Source organism: Aeromicrobium flavum, assembly GCF_007992115.1.
Classification (GTDB): Bacteria; Actinomycetota; Actinomycetes; order Propionibacteriales; family Nocardioidaceae; genus Aeromicrobium; species Aeromicrobium flavum.
Genome location: NZ_BJZQ01000002.1, coordinates 266,974 through 285,726 on the forward strand (window position 1 = coordinate 266,974; position 18,753 = coordinate 285,726).

The following is an 18,753-nucleotide window of genomic DNA, read 5'->3' on the forward strand; positions in this document are numbered from 1 at the left end:
TCACCGAGCATAGGGGCGACGCGTGTGACGCATGTGCTCAGCGCGCACGCGCGCGTCCCCCCACAGCAGGACCGGGATCGCGGCGCAGAGCACCAGGAACGAGATGTGGACGACCATCGGGCCCGCCACGCCACCGCCCGGCAGGCCGGCGGTCAGCGCGAGCAGGGCGCCGCCGGCGGTGGCCGGCGCCAGCAGCAGCGCGGCGAGGTGCGACTCGAAGCAGTTGTGGAACCACATCTTGGCGGCGGTGAGCACGGCGACGACGGCCAGCACGCCCTCGAGCAACGCGTACGTCGGGGACGTCGAGGCGATCATGCGCTGCACGAGCAGGGCGCCGATCGTCAGGCAGACGAGGGCGGCTGCACGGGAGGCGGGGGTGCGGAGGCGTCTCATCAGAAATCTCTGTCGGCGGTGCCGGATTCGGTGATCGTCGTGGTCGAACTGCGGTTGCCGAAGAGGTCGGTGACCGCGTTCGAGGGCGCCCACGTCATGGTCTTGCTCGTGGTGACGGTCTTGAGCGAGGTCGTCTTGCCGCTCGCGAGGGAGCCGAGCCTGACGGTGACCACCGAGCGCTCGAGGCCGTTGACCGTGACGGTCGAGGCGGTCATGGTCGCATCGAAGAAGACCGTCGTGTACTTGACGTAGTCGCCCTTGAGGTTGACCTCGCCCAGGCCGAGCGCGGCCGAGCCGGCGGCGTTGTAGACCTCGAGGCTGTCCGCCGAGCCGAGGCGCCACATCAGCGCGCCGTCGCGCAGTCGGACCCGGACGTTCGTCGCCGCGCCGTTCCAGCCACTGAGGACGGTGGCGGGGTTGATCTGCGTCGTGTACGTGAAGGCGATCGTGTCGTTCGCGCCCAGTTGGCCCGCGACACTGCCCGAGCCGTTGAACGCCTGAACGTCGGCGCCGGCGAGAGGGCTGTTGTCGACGATCGTGCTCTCGGTCGCCGACACCGTCGTCGCGCCCTTGCCGTCGAGCAGCACCGCGCGCAGGTCGTACCCGCCGCTGGCGACCCGGGTGGTGTCCCAGGCGCACGAGTAGGGGGCCGTCGTGTCGGTGCAGACGTCGGTCCACGTCGAGCCGCCACTGGGGGCCGACTGGATGCGCACCGAGGTGACACCTGCGGTGGAGCTCGCCTCGGCCGTGAGGGTGGCGGTGCGGTGGAGCAGGACGCCGGGATCGTTGAGCGAGACCGACGAGATCGTGTTGTCGACGACGCGGTTCGCGACCGTCGTCGAGGTGGTGGTGTTGCCGGCCTCGTCGGTGGCGATCGCACGGAAGGCGTACGTGCCGTTCACCAGGTCGGTCGTGGCGACGCGGCAGGACCACGGCTCCTCGACGAGGCTGCAGATGGTCTTCCACGTGCCGCCGGCGAGCTGCGCCTGGATCGCGACCGTGGCCACGCCCGAGTGTGCGTCCGTCGCCGCGGCGGCGAAGGTGCGGGTGCCGCTCAGCGGCGAGCCGGGATCGGTCATCGTCACCGACGGGGCGACGTTGTCGACCGTGACGTCGGGGACGACCTCGGAGCCATAGACCGACGTGCCCGCCACCAACTGGGCGCGGAGCTCGTAGTCGCCGGCCATCGTGCCGGTGTTCCAGGAGCAGGTGTAGGGCGAGACGAGGCCGGAGCACGCGTTCGTCCACGCGTTCGTGCTGCCGTTGACGCGGTACTGCAGGCGGACCGTGTGGCTGAGCGTGCCGGCACCGAACACCGAGGCCGAGAGCGGGACCGTGCCGCGGACGACGTCGCCCGGGTCGTTCATGACGACGAGCAGCTTGTTCGCCACGGCGGTGCGGACCGAGGCGGAGGTGGCCTCGTAGCCGCCGAGGTCGACCGCGCGGGCGCGCAGGTCGTACTGGCCGTCGGCCAGGCCGGTCGTGCTCCAAGGGCAGCTGTACGGGGCCGTGGTGTCGGTGCACAGCGCGGTCCACGTGCCGGAGCCGACGGGGGCGTACTCGATCGTGACGGACTTGACGCCGGCCCCGGCGTCGGTGGCGTCGGCGGCGATGGTGACCGCGCCCTGGACGGCGGCGCCGGGCGACGTGACGGCGACCGTGGGGGGCGTCCAGTCGGCGGCGGCGCGGACCGACGCGGTGTTCCCAGAGGTGGAGGTGAAGGTCGCCGAGGAGGAGGTGGGGGCCAGCAGCGCCACGGTGGTGGCGGCGGCGAGCGCGGCCAGGACGGCCAGCGGGCGACGGGCGCGGTTCGTGCGCATCGGTCCACCTGCCTTCTCACTCCGGGTCATGTCATCAACGCTACGGAGGAGCGGTCCACGGCTGATCCACGCGATCTCCACATGAGATCCACACTTCGCGGACCGCAGGAGCCAGGGTCCTCAGACCGCCGTGGCGACCGGGCCGGGGACGGCCGCGGTGGGCTGGTCGTCCTCGGGCTTGGCGAAGAGGGCGCGGGTGAGCTCGACCATCGCGAAGAGCGCGATGAGGGCTGCCGGCACGCCGATGACGCCGATCCGGGTCTCGCGGTCGGCCAGCGCCATGAAGACGTACCCGGCGTACGGGACGGTCTGCTCCACGACGGGCTGGGTGCCCGAGACGAGGCTGAACTCCCACGGGTCCGGGTCGGCGTTCGCGTCTCCCTGGGTGGTGTAGACGCGGGCGCCGTTCTCGCCGGGCTCGATCGTGAGGATCCGGTGCGTGACGAGGTTCGTGACGCCGCTGTCGGCCGGCGGCAGGTAGGTGATGACGTCGCCGACGGCGAGGTCGTCGACGGGCACGGGCTTCTCGAAGGCGATGGAGCCCTTCTCGAAGGTGCCGGACATCGAGCCGCCCGTGATCACGTAGCGCTCGTAGCCCAGGAGGCCCGGCGCGATGTACGCGACGCTGGCGGCGGTGATGGCGACGAGGAGCAGGGTCGTGAGGAGGCTGCCCAGGCGGCCGGCGGTCCGGGTGACGTGCTTCATCTCAGTGCTCCTGCGTCGCGGTGGTGCTGAAGGTCGGTGGTGGTCGAGCGCCGGGGCGGGGTGGCAGGGCGCCGGTACGACGCCCTGCCGTCAACCCGGGTTCCCCGGAATCTGGTGGGTCTTACTGGTTGGTGGTCGTGCCGTCGAGCTGCACGGCGTCCCAGCTGTAGACCGCGGTCGCGGCCTTGCCCTGCTGGGTGTTCGGCGCGGCCTGGTCCAACGTCACCGTGAAGGTGTAGTCGTTGGCCTCGCCGACGGCCCACTGGCCCAGCGTGTTCTTGGTGCCGTCGGCGAGTCCGCCGAACGTGCCCGTGTAGACCGTCGTGTTCTTGGTCGTGTTCTTGATGACGAGCTTGAGGTTCTCGCCGTCGAAGCCGTTGGTCGAGGAGACCTCGGTCAGCGAGAAGTTCGCCGGCAGCGAGCCCGTGTTGGTCAGCTTCAGCGAGCCGTTGAGGACGTCGCCGGGCTTGAGGTTCTCGAGGGAGAAGACGGCCTTGCCGTCCTTGGAGTTGGCCTGCGTCAGCGTGCCGGAGGTGGCGGCGCTGATCGTGTTGCCCGTCGTCGAGCTGAAGGTCGCACCCGAGCCCACGGCGATGGCGCCGGCGGCGAGCAGCGTGGCGAGGGGGGCGAGGGCCTTCTTCGAGCGAGTACGCATGATTTTCTCCTGGGGTTTCAGTTCCGGCTCCGCCTGCTGCGGTGTCGGTGCGGGTTGACAGGAAGAACGTTACGGAGGCCAGATCCACGGGATCTCCACATGAACTCCTCACCCATTCCTCACTTCAGCCCTCTTTCGTCACACGTCGGAACGGCGCGGAACGGACGTTCTCCCGGGGTCGGTGCGGCGCGGCGACCGGGGGCCGCGGGCTCGGCGGTCCGTATCCTGAGCGGGTGACGACCGTCCTGACCTACGGCACCTTCGACCTGTTCCACATCGGCCACCTGCGGCTGCTGGAGCGACTCGGCGCGATGGGCGACCGACTGATCGTCGGCGTCTCGACCGACGAGTTCAACGCGGGCAAGGGCAAGAGCACCGTCGTCCCCTACGACGACCGCGCCGCCATCGTGGGCGCCATCAAGGGCGTCGACCTCGTCCTGCCCGAGCAGTCCTGGGAGCAGAAGCGGCTCGACATCGTCGAGCACGGCGTCGACGTGTTCGTCATGGGCGACGACTGGGCCGGGAAGTTCGACGACCTCGCCGACCTGTGCCGCGTCGAGTACCTGCCGCGCACGAAGGGCATCTCCACCACCGGCCTGAAGGAGATGCTGCGGGTGCTGGACCCTAACCACGTCGAGGAGATGCAGGACGCGCTGCGCGTCGTCTCCCGCCTCCTCGACCACTACCGCGACCTGACCTGAGCGCTGGCAGTGACGTTTCCGGGGTCGAACACGGCGTGTCGACCCCGGGAACGTCACGCTCAGCGCTTCCTCCGCGGTCCCGCACATGCGAAGGGCCGGGACCCCCGTGGCCCCGGCCCCTCGTGTGTGCGTCTGGTTCAGATGGCGACGGCGACGTCCGCGACCGATCCCGTGGCGGCGACGACCTGGGAGTCGACCACCTCGGCGCGCGGCGCGAGCGTGCGCAGCGTCCACGTGCCCGGCGCGGCGAAGAACCGGAACTGCCCGGTGGCCGAGGTGGGCACCTCGGCCGTGAACTCACCGTTGCGGTCGAGCAGGCGCACGTAGGCATTGCCGACGGGCTGCTCGCCACGCAGGACGACGCCCTGGATCACGGCCTGGTTCGTCACGTCGACGCCCTCGAGGCTCGGTCCCCCCTGGATGGCTCCGCACATGTCAGGCCTCCCCGGGCTCGTCGCCGACCGCGACCGGCACGCCGCGCAGCGAGCCGTACTCGCTCCAGGAGCCGTCGTAGTTCTTGACGTTCTGGTAGCCGAGGATCTCGCTCAGCACGAACCAGGTGTGCGAGCTGCGCTCACCGATGCGGCAGTAGGCGATCGTGTCCTTGCCCTCGTCGAGGCCGGCGTTCGCGTAGAGGTCCTTGAGGTCCTCGTCCTTCTTGAACGTGCCGTCGTCGTTGGCGGCCTTGCTCCACGGCACGTTGCCGGCGGTGGGGATGTGGCCACCGATCTGCGCGGCCTCCTGCGGCAGGTGCGCCGGGGCGAGGAGCCGGCCCGCGAACTCGTCGGGGCTGCGCACGTCGATGAGGTTCTGCGTGCCGATCGCCGAGACGACCTCGTCGCGGTAGGCGCGGATGTCCTCGTTCGGCTGCTGCGCCGTGTAGGTGGTGGCCTCGCGGGTGACGACCTCGTCGGTCAGCTCACGGCTGTCGAGCTCCCACTTCTTGCGGCCGCCGTCGAGCAGGCGCAGGTCGGTGTGGCCGTAGTACTTGAGGTACCAGTAGGCGTAGGCCGCGAACCAGTTGTTGTTGCCGCCGTAGAAGACGACGGTGTCGTCGTTCGACACGCCCTTCTCGCTCAGCAGCTGCTCGAGGCGCTCCTTGCTGATGAAGTCGTGGCGCACGCCGTCCTGCAGGTCCTTCTTCCAGTCCAGCTTGACGGCGCCGGGGATGTGGCCCTTGTCGTAGGCCTCGACGTCCTCGTCGACCTCGATGAGGACGACGTTCGCGTCGTTCAGGTGGTCCTCGACCCAGTCGGCGGTGACGAGTGCGGTCTCGCGGCTCATGGTGTTCCTTTTCCTCTGCGAAGTGGTGGTTGCGGCAGTTGGCTCAGGCGCTCAGGCCAGGGTTCTGGCGAGGCGGCGGGTGGTCAGGTAGAGCTCGCAGCCGAGGCAGAAGCCCGTGGTGGCGTTGAGCAGCGCGGCGACGAGGGCGAAGCCCACGGCGACGAGCCCGGCGGTGGTGGAGCCGGCCAGCAGTGCGGCCAGCCCGACCAGGGCGAAGGTGAGGCCGACCGCCTGGGCGAAGCGCGGCGGCCGGGCGTCCTCGGTGCGGTCAGGGGCGCCGATCCGCGGCCGGACGGCGGTGCGGAACAGCCACGACCACGGGGAGGCCGCCAGCGAGACGAACACACCGAGGGCGAAGATCACGGCCTGCCCGGCGAGCAGGACCTCGCGCACCGGGGACGGCGTGACGAGGACCAGCGCCAGGACGGCGGTGGTCGCCGCGGCGCCGAAGCGCAGCGCGCGCGGATCGACGACGGTCGTGTCGTGGGACATGAAGGCTCTCCGAACAGGAGTGAGGGCTGACGTGCGAAGCAGGCGGGACTGTCAGCGCAGACGACACAGCGCCGAACGCGTGCGGCAGTTGTCCACTGCGCGGCGTCGGGTGAGGTGTGTCGTGAACATGCCGCCAGACTAGGGGCCCAGGCCCGACACACCGGACGATCGTCTCGCAATGCGAGACCAATGTCCGAACTCCGAGACAGTCAGGCGGAGAGCGCGACGTCCAGCGCCACCAGCACCTGGTCCCGCGTCGGCGCGCCGGACGCGCGCCCGACGACCCGCCCCTGCGCGTCGAGCACCAGCACCGTGGGCGTGCGCAGCACGTTCATCCGTCGCACCAGCTCGAGCTCGGCCTCGGCGTCGATCTCGACGGCCGCGACCCCCGGCACCAGCGACACGACCTGCCCCAGCACCTGACGCGTCGCCCGGCACGGGGCGCAGAAGGCGCTGGAGAACTGGACGAGGGTGGCCCGCTCCCCGAGCGGCGCCCCGATGTCGCCGGGCTCCAGCCGCTCGGAGTCGTCCGACTCGGGGGCCCGGGCGGTGAACCGGCCGTTCTTCCAGCGCATCGCCGCCGCCGAGAAAGCCGCGACGACCAGCGCCACCACCAGTACCTGGACCCCGGTCATCGACTCTCCTCCTCGCGTCCGCCACCGTGTGACAGCGGTGTGACGTGGTTCGCATTCTCGGCCATGCTCGTCACAGCCACGTGACATGAAGTATGGTCGACGCAGCAATGAGGCTTCGATGAACCGCCAGGTCCGTCGGAGCCTCGACGTGTATAGGAGGCCGGTCACGTGTCCCACCTGCTGCTGCTGACGAAGAGCAACCAGTCCTCGGTCGAGGTGCTGCCGTCGCTCGCGCTGCTCCCCCACCACGTCAAGATCCTGCCCGCGGAGGCGAGCGCCCTCATCGATGCGCCGCCGTGCGACGCGGTCCTGGTCGACGGGCGGCACGACCTCGCGCAGGTGCGCAGCCTGACCCGCGTGATCCGCACGACCGGCATCGAGTGCCCGCTCATCCTGATCCTCACCGAGGGCGGACTCACCGTCGCCGCCGCCGACTGGGGCATGGACGACGTCATCCTCACCACCGCCGGCCCCGCCGAGCTCGAGGCGCGCCTGCGCCTGGGCATCGGCCGCGCCGCCGCCGACGGCGACAAGACCGACGACGACAGCCACATCATCAGCGCCAGCGGCCTCGTGGTCGACGACGTCACCTACACGGCCAAGCTCGACGGCCGCGTCCTGGACCTGACGTTCAAGGAGTTCGAGCTCCTCAAGTTCCTCGCCCAGCACCCGGGCCGCGTCTTCACCCGCCAGCAGCTGCTGCAGGAGGTGTGGGGCTACGACTACTTCGGCGGCACCCGCACCGTCGACGTCCACGTCCGGCGCCTGCGCGCCAAGCTCGGTCCCGAGAACGAGACGCTCATCGGCACCGTGCGCAACGTGGGCTACCGCTTCGTGTCGCGTCGCGAGCCCGCCGAGCGCGCCGCCGACCGCGCTGCCGAACGCCAGGACGAGGCGCGCCAGCAGGTCTCCGGCCGCGCCTGACTCCGCCTCCGGCGGACGCGATGTGTCGCCGTATCCACCGAGATCGCGTGGTTTCGGCCCATCACAGGTGGACAGCGCCACAGATCTCGTCCCGCGAACGCGGGAGGGTCAGCCCAGGGTCGGGACGAGCCGCTCGAGGTACGCCACGGTGTCCTCCCAGCCCTCGACCGCGTGGCAGTCGACGCCCAGGGCCAGCACCGGGTAGTCGTTGCCGTCCGGGTCGAGCCGGTCGCCGACGAACAGCATGTCGTCGAGGCTGATCCCGGTGGCGTCGGCCAGCTGCTTCATCCCGTAGGCCTTGTCGATGCCGCGGTGGGTGATGTCGACCGAGGTCGAGCCGCCGGACCGCACCTCCAGGTCGGGCAGCTGCGCGGCGACCGCGTCGCGCAGGGTGCTCTTCTTCGAGCTGTCCGGGTCCCAGGCCATCTTCGCGTCGATCGGCGCCTGCTGGCCGAGAGCCGAGAAGGTGATCTGCGAGCCGCGGTCCTCGAGGATGTCGCCCCACGGCTCCGCCTCCCACAGTCCGAGCCGCTTGGCCTCGGACTCCACCGCCGCCAGGGCGCGGTCGCGCTCGTCCTGCGTCAGCGCGTGAGCGTAGACCGTGACGATCTCGCCGCCGCGCAGCCGGTAGTACTGCGTGCCGCACGTGGGCAGCAGGTGGATGCGCTCGAGGACCTCGTCCGGCGCCGCGGGCAGCTGCTCGACGACCTGCTTGCGGAACTGCTCCAGCTGGCCGCCCGAGATGATCGCCACCTCGACGCGCTCCGCGAGCCGCACGAGCAGGTCGCCGATCGGTTCGGGAATCGCGCACTTGGACGGCGCGAGGGTGTCATCGAGATCGAAGGCGACAAGCTGGGGTCCGGGCACCCGAGGGAGTCTACTGTTGCTCCATGCGTCGTCTCCACAACATGACCCAGGCATACGACTGGGGCTCGACCAGCGACATCCCGCGATTCCTGGGACGCACGGGCTCGGGCGAGCCGGTCGCGGAGATGTGGCTCGGCACCCACCCGCTCGCGCCCTCGCAGGTCGAGACGTCCGAGGGACTGCGCCCGCTCTCGGACGTGGCCGGCGAGATCCCCTTCATGCTCAAGATCCTCGCGGCGGAGCAGCCGCTGTCGATCCAGGTGCACCCCAGCGCCGCCGAGGCCCGCGAGGGCTTCGACCGCGAGGAGGCCGCCGGCGTGCCCCTCGACGCGCCCACCCGGGTGTTCAAGGACCGCAACCACAAGCCCGAGATGGTCTACGCGCTGAGCACGTTCGACACGCTCGTCGGCTTCCGGCCAACCGCCGAGATCCTGCGCGTGTTCTCGCAGCTGGACTCCCCCACGATCAACGCCGCCTCGGCCACCCTGCGCGCCAAGACCGGCTTCAAGGGGATCGTGCGCGTGCTCGAGAACCTGCTCATCGCCCCGCCCCCGGCGGCCGAGATCGCCCAGCTGGTCATCCAGTGCAAGGCCCTCGTGCACGACGGCGTCGACATCAAGCGCGCGTACAGCACCGCCGCGATGATCGCCCGCCACCATCCCGACGATGTCGGCATCGTGGTGTCCCTGCTGCTGAACCGCTTCACCCTCCAGCCGGGCGAGGCGATGTTCCTGGGCACCGGCGTCATCCACGCCCACCTCTCGGGCCTGTGCCTCGAGGCGATGGCCAACTCCGACAACGTGCTGCGCGCCGGACTCACCCGCAAGGCGCTCGATCCCGAGGGCCTGATCCGCTGTCTCGAGGCGGGCATGTCCCGCGTCGCGCGGGTCGAGCCGGGGTACCCGTCGTTCTCGACCGAGGTCTACCACCCGGCGGTCGAGGAGTTCGCGCTCGCCGTCACGCAGGTCTCGCCCGCCGACCCCGACGGGGTGGCCCTCATCGCGGCCGAGCACTCGATCGTGATGTGCATCGGCGGTGGCGTGCAGGTGCTCAACGCCAGCGGCGAGAAGATCACCCTGAGCCGCGGCGAGACGATCTACACCGATGCCGCGGACGGCGAGCTGACGGCCGTGGGCACGGGCGAGGTCGCGCAGATCTACCTGCCCGGGCCCAACACGCCGGACTCCGAGCTCAAGGACCTCGTCGGCCACCGGCCGGTCCGCGCCATCCCCTGACCCGCGTCAGAGCAGGTCGTCGCGTCCGGCGTCCTTGAGCCGGGCGACGACGTCCTTGACGCGCTGCGACTGCGCCAGGTCGAGCACGAGGATCGCGTCGTCGGTCTGGACGACGGCGACGTTGCGCAGGCCCAGCACCGCGACCTGCACGCCCTCGCCGCCGCGAGCGACGCCGTCGGCGTCCACCCACAGCACGTCGGGCGAGGACCCCAGCGGCGCGATCGAGGCGAAGTCGCCCAGGTCGTCCCAGCCGAACGTGGCCGGCACGACCGCCATCCCGCCCTCGGCGGCGACCGGCTCGGCCACCGCGTGGTCGATCGCGATCTTGGTGAGGGTCGGCCAGGTGCGACCCAGCTCGGCCACGAAGGCCGGAGTGCCCCACGTCGCGGCGATCTCGCGCAGCCCGGCGGCGAGCTCGGGCTGGAAGCGGGCGAGGGAGTCGAGCAGGACCGAGGCACGCGCGACGAACATGCCCGCGTTCCAGACGTGGTCGTCCGAGGCGAGGTAGCCGCGGGCGGTGTCCGCGTCGGGCTTCTCGACGAAGCTGCGCACCGCCCGGGCCGAGGCGAAGCCGTCGAGCGGCGCGCCGGAGGCGATGTAGCCGAAGGCCGTGGACGGCTCGGTCGGCTCGATGCCGATCGTCACGATGTACCCGTCCTCGGCGACGACGATCGCCTCGCGCACGGCCTCGACGAACCGCTCGGGATCGGGGATGCGGTGGTCGGCAGCGAACGACCCCACCACGGCGTCGGGGTCGGAGCGCTCGATGATCGCCGCGGCCAGCCCGATGGCGGGCATCGAGTCGCGCGGGGAGGGCTCGAGCAGCAGGTTGACCAGCTCGGGCAGCTGTTCGGCGATGGCGCTACCGTGGGCCGCCCCGGACACCACGTGGATGCGCTCGGCGCCGGTCAGCGGGAGCATGCGGTCCCACGTCTGCTGGATCAGCGTGCGGCCGGTCCCCTCGAGGTCGAGCAGGAACTTCGGCCGCGCGCGCCGCGACAGCGGCCAGAGGCGGGTTCCGGCACCGCCGGCCGGGATGATCACGTGGAAGGAGGACACGGCGGTCACTGTAGTGGTCCGGCGCAGGCGGCGGAATCGGTCGCCGTCGCCGTTCACCGCCATACTGGGTGCCGTGTCCCGCCTGACCGCACGTGAGCTGATCGACCTCGTCCTCGACCCCGGATCGTGGGAGTCGTGGGACGAGCCCGTCGACCACGACGTCCACCCCGAGCCCTACCGCACCGACCTCCAGGCGGCGGCCGAGCGGGCCGGCACCGACGAGTCGGTCATCACCGGCCGGGCGCTCATGCGCGGCCGCCCGGTCGCCGTGCTCGTGAACGAGTTCCGCTTCCTGGCCGGGTCGATCGGGCAGGTGGCCGCCGAGCGGATCGTGAACGCCGTCCGCCGCGCCACCGCCGAGGGCATCCCGGTGCTGGCCACCACCGCCTCCGGCGGCACCCGCATGCAGGAGGGCACGCCCGCGTTCGTCCGCATGGTCGACATCTCGCGGGCCCTGATGGACCACAAGGCCGCCGGCCTGCCGTACCTGGTCTACCTGAGGCACCCCACCACCGGCGGCGTGTTCGCGTCGTGGGGGTCGCTGGGCCACGTCACGATCGCCGAGCCCGGCGCCCTGATCGGCTTCCTCGGGCCCAAGGTCTACGAGCTGCTCAACGGCACGCCGTTCCCGCCCGGCATCCAGACCTCCGACAACCTGGCCAACCGGGGCATCATCGACGCCGTCGTGATGCCTGAGGAGCTGCCGTCGATGGTCGACACGGCCCTGTCGATCCTCATCGACCCGCCCGCCGCGTCCACCCGCTCGCGGCGCCCGGCGGCCACCGATCGCCGCCACGACACGTGGGACTCGGTGCTGCTCACCCGCACCCCCGACCGCCCCGGCGTCCGTGAGGTGCTGCGATGGGGCTCCGACGTGATCATCCGCCTCCAGGGCACCGAGCGCGGCGAGCGCGACGCCGCGATGATCGTCGCGCTGGCGCGGATCGACGGCGAGCCCTGCGTCGTCATCGGCCAGGACCGCACGACCCAGAGCCGGATCAAGCCGATGGGCCCGGCCGCGCTGCGCGAGGCCCGCCGCGGCATGAAGCTCGCCAACGAGCTGGGCCTGCCCCTGGTCTCGTTCATCGACACCCCCGGCGCCGAGCTCTCGCCCGAGGCCGAGCAGGGCGCGATCGCCGGCGAGATCGCCCGCTGCATCAGCACGATGTCGACGATGCGCGTGCCCTCGGTGTCGGTGCTGCTGGGCCAGGGCTGCGGGGGCGGCGCGCTCGCCCTGCTGCCCGCGGCGCGCACCATCGCGGCCGAGAACTCCTGGCTCTCGCCCCTGCCGCCCGAGGGTGCCAGCGCCATCGTCTTCGGCGACGTCGACCACGCCGCCCAGCTGGCCGCCGAGCAGCGGATCAGCGCCTTCGACCTGTACGAGTCCGGTGCGGTGCACCACCTCGTGGCCGAGCCGGACGACGACGATCCCGAGTCGTTCGCCCGGGCCATCGCCGCCGAGGTGGGCCACCACCTGCGTGAGCTGCGAGGTGAGGCATGAGCCTGTTCGACCTGGCCGAGGCCGCCCTGGAGGCCGACGGGGTCGCCCCGTTCAACGAGGCCACCACCCTGGCCGTGCGTGACGGTGACCCGCTGCGCCTCGAGCGGTACGACGAGGTCGTCGGAGCGGTCGCCGTCGGCGACGCCCCGGTCGAGTTCGTCGTCCACCCGCGGTACCGGCGCCAGGGGCGCGGTCGCGCGCTCGTGGACGACCTCGTCAGCCGCGGCGAGACGCGGTTCTGGGCGCACGGCGACCTGCCGGGGGCCCGGGCCCTCGCGGCGGCGGCCGGGCTGCACCCCGCTCGCACCCTGCTCGTGCTGGCCACCACCGACCGGTCCGTCCCCGAGGTCCCGACGCCGGACGGTGCGGTGCTGCGCTCCTTCCACGAGGACGACGCGGACGCCGTCGTGGCCGTGAACGCCCGTGCCTTCGCCTCGCACCCGGAGCAGGGGGCGATGGACCGCGCCGACTTCGACCGGCGGCGGTCACAGGACTGGTTCGACCCGGCCGGGCTCTTCGTCGCCGAGCGCGACGGCGACGTCGTCGGATTCCACTGGACCAAGGTCGAGGACGGGGTGGGCGAGGTCTACGTCGTCGGGGTCGACCCCGCGGCGCACGGCGGCGGCTTGGGCAAGGCCCTCACCGCCGTCGGCCTGCGTCACCTCTGGGACCGCGGCGTCTCCGAGATCGACCTCTACGTCGAGGGTGACAACGATCCTGCGCTCGCGGTGTACCGCGGGCTCGGGTTCGCCGAGAAGGCTCGCGACGTCCTCTACGCCGCGGACTGAGTCAGACCAGCCCGCGCTGCAGCTCGGAGGCCAGTCGGCGCACCGCGGCCGGGGCAGCCGTGCCGTAGCCGACCATGTTCGCGAAGCCGTGGATCAGCCGGTCCTCGCGCACCGCGGTGACCCGCACCCCTGCCTCGCGGAGCGCCTGCGCGTAGGCCTCGCCCTCGTCGCGCAACGGGTCGAAGCCGGCCGTGACGACGTGAGCAGGTGGGAGGTCGTGGAGGTCGCCCCTGATCGGGGAGATCCGCGGGTCGGAGCGGTCCTCCCCGCGGACGAGGTAGGCGTCGGTGAACTCGTCCATCAGGCTCTCGGTGAGGAAGAACCCCTCCGAGAGCTCGCGGCGGCTCTGCGTGACCGTCGTGAAGTCGATGACCGGGTAGACCAGCAGCTGGAACCTCGGCACCGGGCCGCCGGTGCGCACCATCTCCTGGGCCACGACCGTGGCGAGGTTGCCCCCGGCGCTGTCGCCGCCCACCGCGATCCGACCCGGGTCGATCGCGAGGCCCGCGGCGTTCCGGTACACCCAGCTCCACGCCTCGACGCAGTCCTCGACCGCCGCCGGGAAGGGGTGCTCGGGGGCGAGCCGGTAGTCGACGGCCACGACGCGCACCATCGCGTGCTCGGCCAGGAAGCGGCACAGGGAGTCGTGGCTCTCGAGGTCGCCCAGCGTGAACCCACCCCCGTGGAACCAGATCAGCGCCGGCGACGGTCCGCGCAGGTCGCGCGGAGTGTAGAACCGCAGGCGGATCGGACCGCCGACGCCGGCGATCTGGCGCTCGGTGACCGCGCCGATCGGCTGGTCGCCGCCGACCAGACGGTCGGCGCGCGTGAGATCGCGCCGTTGGCGGCTGATCGGGGTGGACGCCGGGTCGGGGTTCTCGAGGCGCATCAACGCCAGGAGGGCCTGCATGTCGGGGTGCAGCGTCAGCTCCTGGTGCCGGACGGGGGCGCCGAAGACGAGTCGCTTGACCGGCGGCGGCGCCGCTCCGACCGCAGCCACGGCGGCACGTCGGACCCGGGCGGAGACACTCATGGCGCGAAGGTAGCAGCATCGCTCGTCACATGGGTCACGGCAGAAACACTCTTTCGCTAGCGGGATTCATCGCCATGTCGCATCATGGGAGGCACATCGCCACGTCTCGTACGTGAACGAGAGGAACACCGATGAGCCACGCGAAAGCTATCAAGTTCGACCCGACCGAGCCCCAGCCCGGCCTGGCCGCCCCCCTGGGAGAGACTCCCGTGGCGCGCCCCGGCTTCCGACACTCGATGTCGTGGCTGCTGATCCTGTCCGTCCCGCTGTGGGCCGCGATCCTCGGTGGCGGCTATGTCGTCGCCCGGGCGATCGGCTGAGTTCACGCACTCTTCACCTGTCCGTGGCATCGTGAGTTCATGGAGACCACGGACCTGACGGTCCCCGAACCGCTCGCCTCGTCCCCCGACGAGTTCGACGTCGACCCGCCGTACGACGCGACGGACGGGACCCTGCCCGCCGACCGCTTCCTCGATCGCGAGCTCTCGTGGATCGCGTTCAACGCGCGCGTCCTGGAGCTGGCCGAGATCGAGACGCTGCCGCTGCTGGAGCGGGCGCGGTTCCTGGCCATCTTCGGCAGCAACCTCGACGAGTTCTTCATGGTCCGGATCGCCGGCCTCAAGCGCCGCATCGCCGCCGGCGTCGCCGTGCCGGCCGCCAGCGGCTTGAACCCGCGCGACGTGCTCACCTCGAGCCTGCAGGCCAGCCGGGTCCTCACCGAGCGCCAGTCCAACCTGCTGCACGAGGCGATCATGCCCGCGCTGGCCGAGGAGAAGATCTGCCTGCTGCGCTGGTCGGAGCTGTCCGGCGAGGAGCGCGACCGGATCACGGAGTTCTACCACCACCGCGTGTTCCCGGTGCTGACGCCACTGGCCGTCGATCCCGCGCACCCGTTCCCGTACATCTCGGGCCTGTCCCTCAACATCGCCCTGGTCATGCGCAACCCGCGCACCGGCAAGGAGCACTTCGCCCGGGTCAAGGTGCCGCCGGTCATCCAGCGCTGGATCAAGGCGGCCGACGGCCGCTTCGTGGCGCTCGAGGACGTCATCGCCGCCAACCTCGACAGCCTCTTCCCCGGCATGGAGATCGTCGACCACCACACGTTCCGCGTCACCCGCAACGAGGACCTCGAGGTGGAGGAGGACGACGCCGAGAACCTGCTCAAGGCCCTTGAGAAGGAGCTGCTGCGACGCCGGTTCGGCCCGCCGGTGCGGCTCGAGGTCGAGGAGGAGATGTCCGACGCCGTGCTGGAGCTGCTGGTCGGCGAGCTGGGCATCTCCGACGAGGAGGTCTTCCGGCTGCGCGGACCGCTGGACCTGCGCAGCCTCAACGAGATCGCCGACATCGACCGGCCCGACCTCAAGTTCCCGCCGTTCGTGCCGGGCACGCACGAGCACCTCGCCGAGGTCGAGACGGCCAGCCCGGCCGACATGTTCAGTGCCCTGCGCAAGCGCGACGTCCTCGTGCACCACCCCTACGACTCGTTCGCCACCAGCGTCCAGCGGTTCATCGAGCAGGCCGCCGCCGATCCGCACGTCCTGGCGATCAAGCAGACCCTGTACCGGACCTCGGGCGACTCCCCCATCATCGACTCGCTCGTCGACGCCGCCCGGGCCGGCAAGCAGGTGCTGGTGCTGGTCGAGATCAAGGCCCGCTTCGACGAGCAGGCCAACATCCGCTGGGCCCGCAAGCTGGAGCGTGCCGGCTGCCACGTCGTCTACGGCCTCGTGGGCCTCAAGACGCACTGCAAGCTGGCGCTGGTGATCCGCGACGAGCCCGACGGGCTGCGCCGCTACGCCCACATCGGCACCGGCAACTACAACCCCAAGACCGCGCGGTACTACGAGGACCTGGGCCTGCTGACGTCCAACCGCGAGATCACCCACGACCTGACCGAGCTGTTCAACAGCCTCTCGGGGTTCGCGATGACGAGCGACTACGACTCCCTGCTGGTCGCCCCGCGGGTCCTGCGCACCGGGCTGGTCGAGCGCATCGACCGCGAGATCGCCCGGCACCGCGAGGGCAAGCCGGCGCACATCGCGTTCAAGCTCAACTCGCTCGTGGACGAGGCGATCATCGACAAGCTCTACGAGGCCTCGCGGGCGGGGGTCGACGTCGAGCTCGTCATCCGCGGCATCTGCGCGCTGCGCCCCGGGGTGCCCGGGCTGTCCGAGCGGATCCGCGTGCGCAGCGTCCTGGGCCGCTTCCTCGAGCACAGCCGGGTCTTCGCGTTCGGCGCCGGCGACGACCGCGAGGTCTGGATCGGCTCGTCGGACCTGATGCACCGCAACCTCGACCGCCGGGTCGAGGTGCTGGTCAAGCTGCCGTCGCCGGAGCACGTCCAGCAGGTCACCGACCTGCTCGCGATGATGGCGTCCGACGACACCCTGTCGTGGCACCTCGGCCCCGACGGGGCGTGGACGCGCGTCGACGGCGCCGACGCCCAGGAGATCCTCATCGAGCGTGCGCGGTCGCGGCGCTCGCGGGCGTGAGGGCCTCGACCCATGGCGAGCAGGATCATCACGGCTGCGGGTGGCATCGTCTGGCGCAAGGCGGGCCCGAGCGGCTCCGGGGGCATCGAGGTACTGCTGGTGCACCGGCCCGGCTACGACGACTGGACCTTCCCCAAGGGCAAGTCCGATCCCGATGAGCCGCTGCCGGTCACGGCGGTGCGCGAGATCGCCGAGGAGACCGGGTACCGCGTGCGCCTGGTGCATCCGCTGCCCGAGGTGACGTACCGCGTCCGCGGCGGGCTGAAGCAGGTCGCGTACTGGGTCTGCCGGCCGCTCGACGACGAGAGCGACTTCCACCCCAACCGCGAGGTCGACGAGGTGCGCTGGTTCTCCCCTCGCGCCGCCCGGAAGCGGCTCACCTACAGCCACGACCGCCGACTGCTGGAGGCGTTCGAGGACCTCGTCGCGCGCAAGTCGCACAAGGCCCGCACGCTCATCGTGCTGCGGCACGCGAAGGCCGTGCCCCGCTCGGAGTTCCGCGGCGGCGACCGCGAGCGTCCGCTCTCCGCGGCCGGCCACGACCGCGCCAAGGAGCTGGTGCCCCTGCTGAGCGCGTTCGGCGCCCGCCGGATCGTCAGCAGCCCGGCCACGCGCACGGTGCAGACCGTCGACCCCTACGTCGCCGCCACCGACGAGGTGCTCGAGCTCGACGACCGCCTCGTCGAGGGCGCCTCGGCCGCGAAGGTCGATCGCGCCGTCGCCGGACTGCTGGGCACCAAGCGACCCACCGTGGCGTGCACCCACCGACCGGCGCTGCCCGACCTCTATGCCGCCCTCGGGATCAGCGGTCCGGTCCTGAGCCCCGGCAGCGCCCTGGTCGTGCACCACCGCAAGGGCAAGGTCCTGGCCTCCGAGCTGATCTGACCCACCCTGAAGGGTCTCCCACCACCCACCCACCGACCCTTCCCGCAGGGTTCACCCTGCGTTCACCCACGCCGCAGTTGGGATACACCTGCGATTCCTACCTTGAGGGTGACCGAGGCGCTCCGCCCGCGTCGCCACGCTTCAAGAGAGGGAACACACGTGAACCGCAAGTCCATGCGCACCCTGGCCGCCACCGCGGCGAGCTCCGCGCTGCTGTTCGGCCTGGCCGCCTGCGGCGCCGGCAACGAGTCCGCCGAGGCGGACGACGCGTCCGACAGCTCGCTCAGCGGGACGCTCAACGGTGGAGGCGCCAGCTCGCAGGAGTCCGCGGTCGGCGCGTGGAAGCAAGGCTTCCAGACGGCGAACCCGGACGTCACGGTCAACTACGACCCGGTCGGATCCGGCGGCGGTCGTGAGCAGTTCATCGCCGGCGGCCTCTCGTTCGCGGGCTCGGACGCCTACCTCGAGGAGGAGGAGCTCACCGCGGCCAAGGAGCGCTGCGGCTCCGACGTCGTCTCGGTCCCGGTGTACGTCAGCCCCATCGCGGTCATCTACAACCTCGACGGCGTCGAGGACCTCCAGCTCGACGCGGCCACCATCGGCGCGATCTTCGAGGGCAAGGTCACGACGTGGGACGACCAGGCCATCGCCGACCTCAACCCCGACGCCGACCTGCCCGACACGAAGATCACGCCGGTGCACCGCGCCGACGACTCGGGCACCACGAAGAACTTCACCGACTACCTGACCGCCGCGTCCGGCGGCACGTGGAGCGGTGGCGTCGTCGAGACGTGGCCGGTCAAGGGCGGCGAGGCCGCTGACGGCACCTCGGGCCTCGTCTCCGCGGTCAAGGGCGGACAGGGCACGATCGGCTACGCCGACGCCAGCCAGGCCGGCGACCTCGGCCAGGTCAAGGTGAAGGTCGGCGAGGAGTTCGTCGCCCCGACCGAGGAGGCGGCGGCCAAGGTGCTCGACACCGCCGAGGCCGAGGCCGGCCGCGCCGCGACCGACATCGCGCTGAAGATCGATCGCAAGACCGACGCGGCCGGGGTCTACCCCGTCGTCCTGGTCTCGTACCAGATCGCCTGCCAGAAGTACGAGGACGCCGAGGAGGCCGAGCTCGTGAAGTCCTGGCTGACCTACGTCGCCGGCGCCGACGGCCAGAAGGCCAGCGAGGAGGCGGCCGGCTCGGCACCGCTGTCGGAGAGCTTCTCCGCCAAGGTGCAGACCGCCATCGACACGATCGGCTGACGCCTTCGATCCGGCCGAGGGGCCACCACCCCT

General features: G+C 71.2%; 20 protein-coding genes. 9 read left to right on the top strand and 11 right to left on the bottom strand.

Annotation, left to right across the window (positions count from 1 at the left end):
• From AFL01nite_RS04355 to AFL01nite_RS04370, 4 genes are all read right to left on the bottom strand, one after another.
• Positions 1-393, bottom strand: a complete 393-nt coding sequence (locus AFL01nite_RS04355) for a hypothetical protein (protein WP_146825935.1) — start codon at positions 391-393, stop codon at positions 1-3.
• The gene (locus AFL01nite_RS04360) at positions 393-2,243 is read right to left on the bottom strand and encodes an Ig-like domain-containing protein (RefSeq protein WP_146825936.1); all 1,851 of its coding nucleotides are present in this window, start codon (positions 2,241-2,243) and stop codon (positions 393-395) included. Before AFL01nite_RS04360 ends, AFL01nite_RS04355 begins: the two co-directional genes overlap by 1 nt.
• 90 nt (positions 2,244-2,333) lie before the next feature.
• The gene (locus AFL01nite_RS04365; RefSeq protein WP_146825937.1) at positions 2,334-2,918 is read right to left on the bottom strand and encodes a signal peptidase I; all 585 of its coding nucleotides are present in this window, start codon (positions 2,916-2,918) and stop codon (positions 2,334-2,336) included.
• Between the two features lie 121 nt (positions 2,919-3,039).
• Positions 3,040-3,573 (bottom strand): TasA family protein, encoded by a 534-nt coding sequence (locus tag AFL01nite_RS04370; RefSeq protein WP_222593387.1) that lies wholly within the window; start codon positions 3,571-3,573, stop codon positions 3,040-3,042.
• Between the two features lie 233 nt (positions 3,574-3,806).
• Between AFL01nite_RS04370 and AFL01nite_RS04375 the strand changes: the two genes are divergently transcribed.
• Positions 3,807-4,274, top strand: a complete 468-nt coding sequence (locus tag AFL01nite_RS04375; RefSeq protein ID WP_146825939.1) for an adenylyltransferase/cytidyltransferase family protein — start codon at positions 3,807-3,809, stop codon at positions 4,272-4,274.
• Between the two features lie 137 nt (positions 4,275-4,411).
• Here the strand turns inward: AFL01nite_RS04375 and AFL01nite_RS04380 are convergent, their stop codons facing one another.
• From AFL01nite_RS04380 to AFL01nite_RS04395, 4 genes are all read right to left on the bottom strand, one after another.
• Positions 4,412-4,708, bottom strand: a complete 297-nt coding sequence (locus AFL01nite_RS04380) for a DUF1416 domain-containing protein (RefSeq protein ID WP_146825940.1) — start codon at positions 4,706-4,708, stop codon at positions 4,412-4,414.
• A gap of 1 nt (position 4,709) precedes the next feature.
• Positions 4,710-5,558: a sulfurtransferase gene (locus AFL01nite_RS04385; RefSeq protein WP_146825941.1), complete on the bottom strand. Its 849-nt coding sequence runs from the start codon at positions 5,556-5,558 to the stop codon at positions 4,710-4,712.
• A 51-nt stretch (positions 5,559-5,609) separates the two neighbouring features.
• Complete coding sequence (locus AFL01nite_RS04390; RefSeq protein WP_146825942.1) at positions 5,610-6,050, bottom strand: DUF4395 domain-containing protein; 441 nt, start codon at positions 6,048-6,050, stop codon at positions 5,610-5,612.
• A gap of 209 nt (positions 6,051-6,259) precedes the next feature.
• Positions 6,260-6,685, bottom strand: a complete 426-nt coding sequence (locus tag AFL01nite_RS04395; protein ID WP_146825943.1) for a thioredoxin family protein — start codon at positions 6,683-6,685, stop codon at positions 6,260-6,262.
• Between the two features lie 168 nt (positions 6,686-6,853).
• Here AFL01nite_RS04395 and AFL01nite_RS04400 point away from each other — a divergent pair, with 168 nt between their 5' ends.
• Complete coding sequence (locus AFL01nite_RS04400) at positions 6,854-7,609, top strand: winged helix-turn-helix transcriptional regulator (protein ID WP_146825944.1); 756 nt, start codon at positions 6,854-6,856, stop codon at positions 7,607-7,609.
• A 108-nt stretch (positions 7,610-7,717) separates the two neighbouring features.
• On the opposite strand, the gene AFL01nite_RS04405 is transcribed toward AFL01nite_RS04400, so the two are convergent.
• Positions 7,718-8,476, bottom strand: a complete 759-nt coding sequence (locus AFL01nite_RS04405; protein WP_146825945.1) for an HAD-IIB family hydrolase — start codon at positions 8,474-8,476, stop codon at positions 7,718-7,720.
• Positions 8,477-8,499: 23 nt separating this feature from the next.
• On the opposite strand from AFL01nite_RS04405, the gene manA reads away from it, so the two are divergent.
• Positions 8,500-9,711 (top strand): mannose-6-phosphate isomerase, class I, encoded by a 1,212-nt coding sequence (gene manA / locus AFL01nite_RS04410; protein ID WP_146825946.1) that lies wholly within the window; start codon positions 8,500-8,502, stop codon positions 9,709-9,711.
• 6 nt (positions 9,712-9,717) lie between these two features.
• Here the strand turns inward: manA and AFL01nite_RS04415 are convergent, their stop codons facing one another.
• Positions 9,718-10,770: a mannose-1-phosphate guanylyltransferase gene (locus AFL01nite_RS04415; RefSeq protein WP_246119575.1), complete on the bottom strand. Its 1,053-nt coding sequence runs from the start codon at positions 10,768-10,770 to the stop codon at positions 9,718-9,720.
• Positions 10,771-10,843: 73 nt separating this feature from the next.
• Between AFL01nite_RS04415 and AFL01nite_RS04420 the strand changes: the two genes are divergently transcribed.
• Positions 10,844-12,271 carry a carboxyl transferase domain-containing protein gene (locus AFL01nite_RS04420; protein WP_246119576.1) on the top strand — a complete coding sequence of 476 codons (1,428 nt, stop codon included), beginning with the start codon at positions 10,844-10,846 and terminating at the stop codon, positions 12,269-12,271.
• Positions 12,268-13,059: a mycothiol synthase gene (gene mshD, locus AFL01nite_RS04425; RefSeq protein ID WP_146825949.1), complete on the top strand. Its 792-nt coding sequence runs from the start codon at positions 12,268-12,270 to the stop codon at positions 13,057-13,059. The genes AFL01nite_RS04420 and mshD overlap by 4 nt, the downstream gene beginning before the upstream one ends.
• Position 13,060: 1 nt before the next feature.
• Here mshD and AFL01nite_RS04430 read toward each other — a convergent pair whose 3' ends face one another.
• A complete protein-coding gene (locus AFL01nite_RS04430) occupies positions 13,061-14,092 on the bottom strand; it encodes an alpha/beta hydrolase (protein ID WP_146825950.1) in 1,032 nt (343 codons plus the stop codon).
• Between the two features lie 131 nt (positions 14,093-14,223).
• Between AFL01nite_RS04430 and AFL01nite_RS04435 the strand changes: the two genes are divergently transcribed.
• The 4 genes from AFL01nite_RS04435 to pstS all read left to right on the top strand — a co-directional run bounded on the left by AFL01nite_RS04435 (position 14,224) and on the right by pstS (position 18,720).
• Complete coding sequence (locus tag AFL01nite_RS04435) at positions 14,224-14,412, top strand: hypothetical protein (RefSeq protein WP_146825951.1); 189 nt, start codon at positions 14,224-14,226, stop codon at positions 14,410-14,412.
• A 39-nt stretch (positions 14,413-14,451) separates the two neighbouring features.
• Positions 14,452-16,584: an RNA degradosome polyphosphate kinase gene (locus AFL01nite_RS04440; protein ID WP_146825952.1), complete on the top strand. Its 2,133-nt coding sequence runs from the start codon at positions 14,452-14,454 to the stop codon at positions 16,582-16,584.
• Positions 16,585-16,596: 12 nt separating this feature from the next.
• The gene (locus tag AFL01nite_RS04445) at positions 16,597-17,469 is read left to right on the top strand and encodes an NUDIX hydrolase (protein WP_146825953.1); all 873 of its coding nucleotides are present in this window, start codon (positions 16,597-16,599) and stop codon (positions 17,467-17,469) included.
• Between the two features lie 159 nt (positions 17,470-17,628).
• Positions 17,629-18,720, top strand: coding sequence for a phosphate ABC transporter substrate-binding protein PstS (gene pstS, locus AFL01nite_RS04450; RefSeq protein WP_246119577.1), 1,092 nt, complete (start codon positions 17,629-17,631; stop codon positions 18,718-18,720).
• The last annotated feature ends 33 nt before the right edge of the window (positions 18,721-18,753 follow it).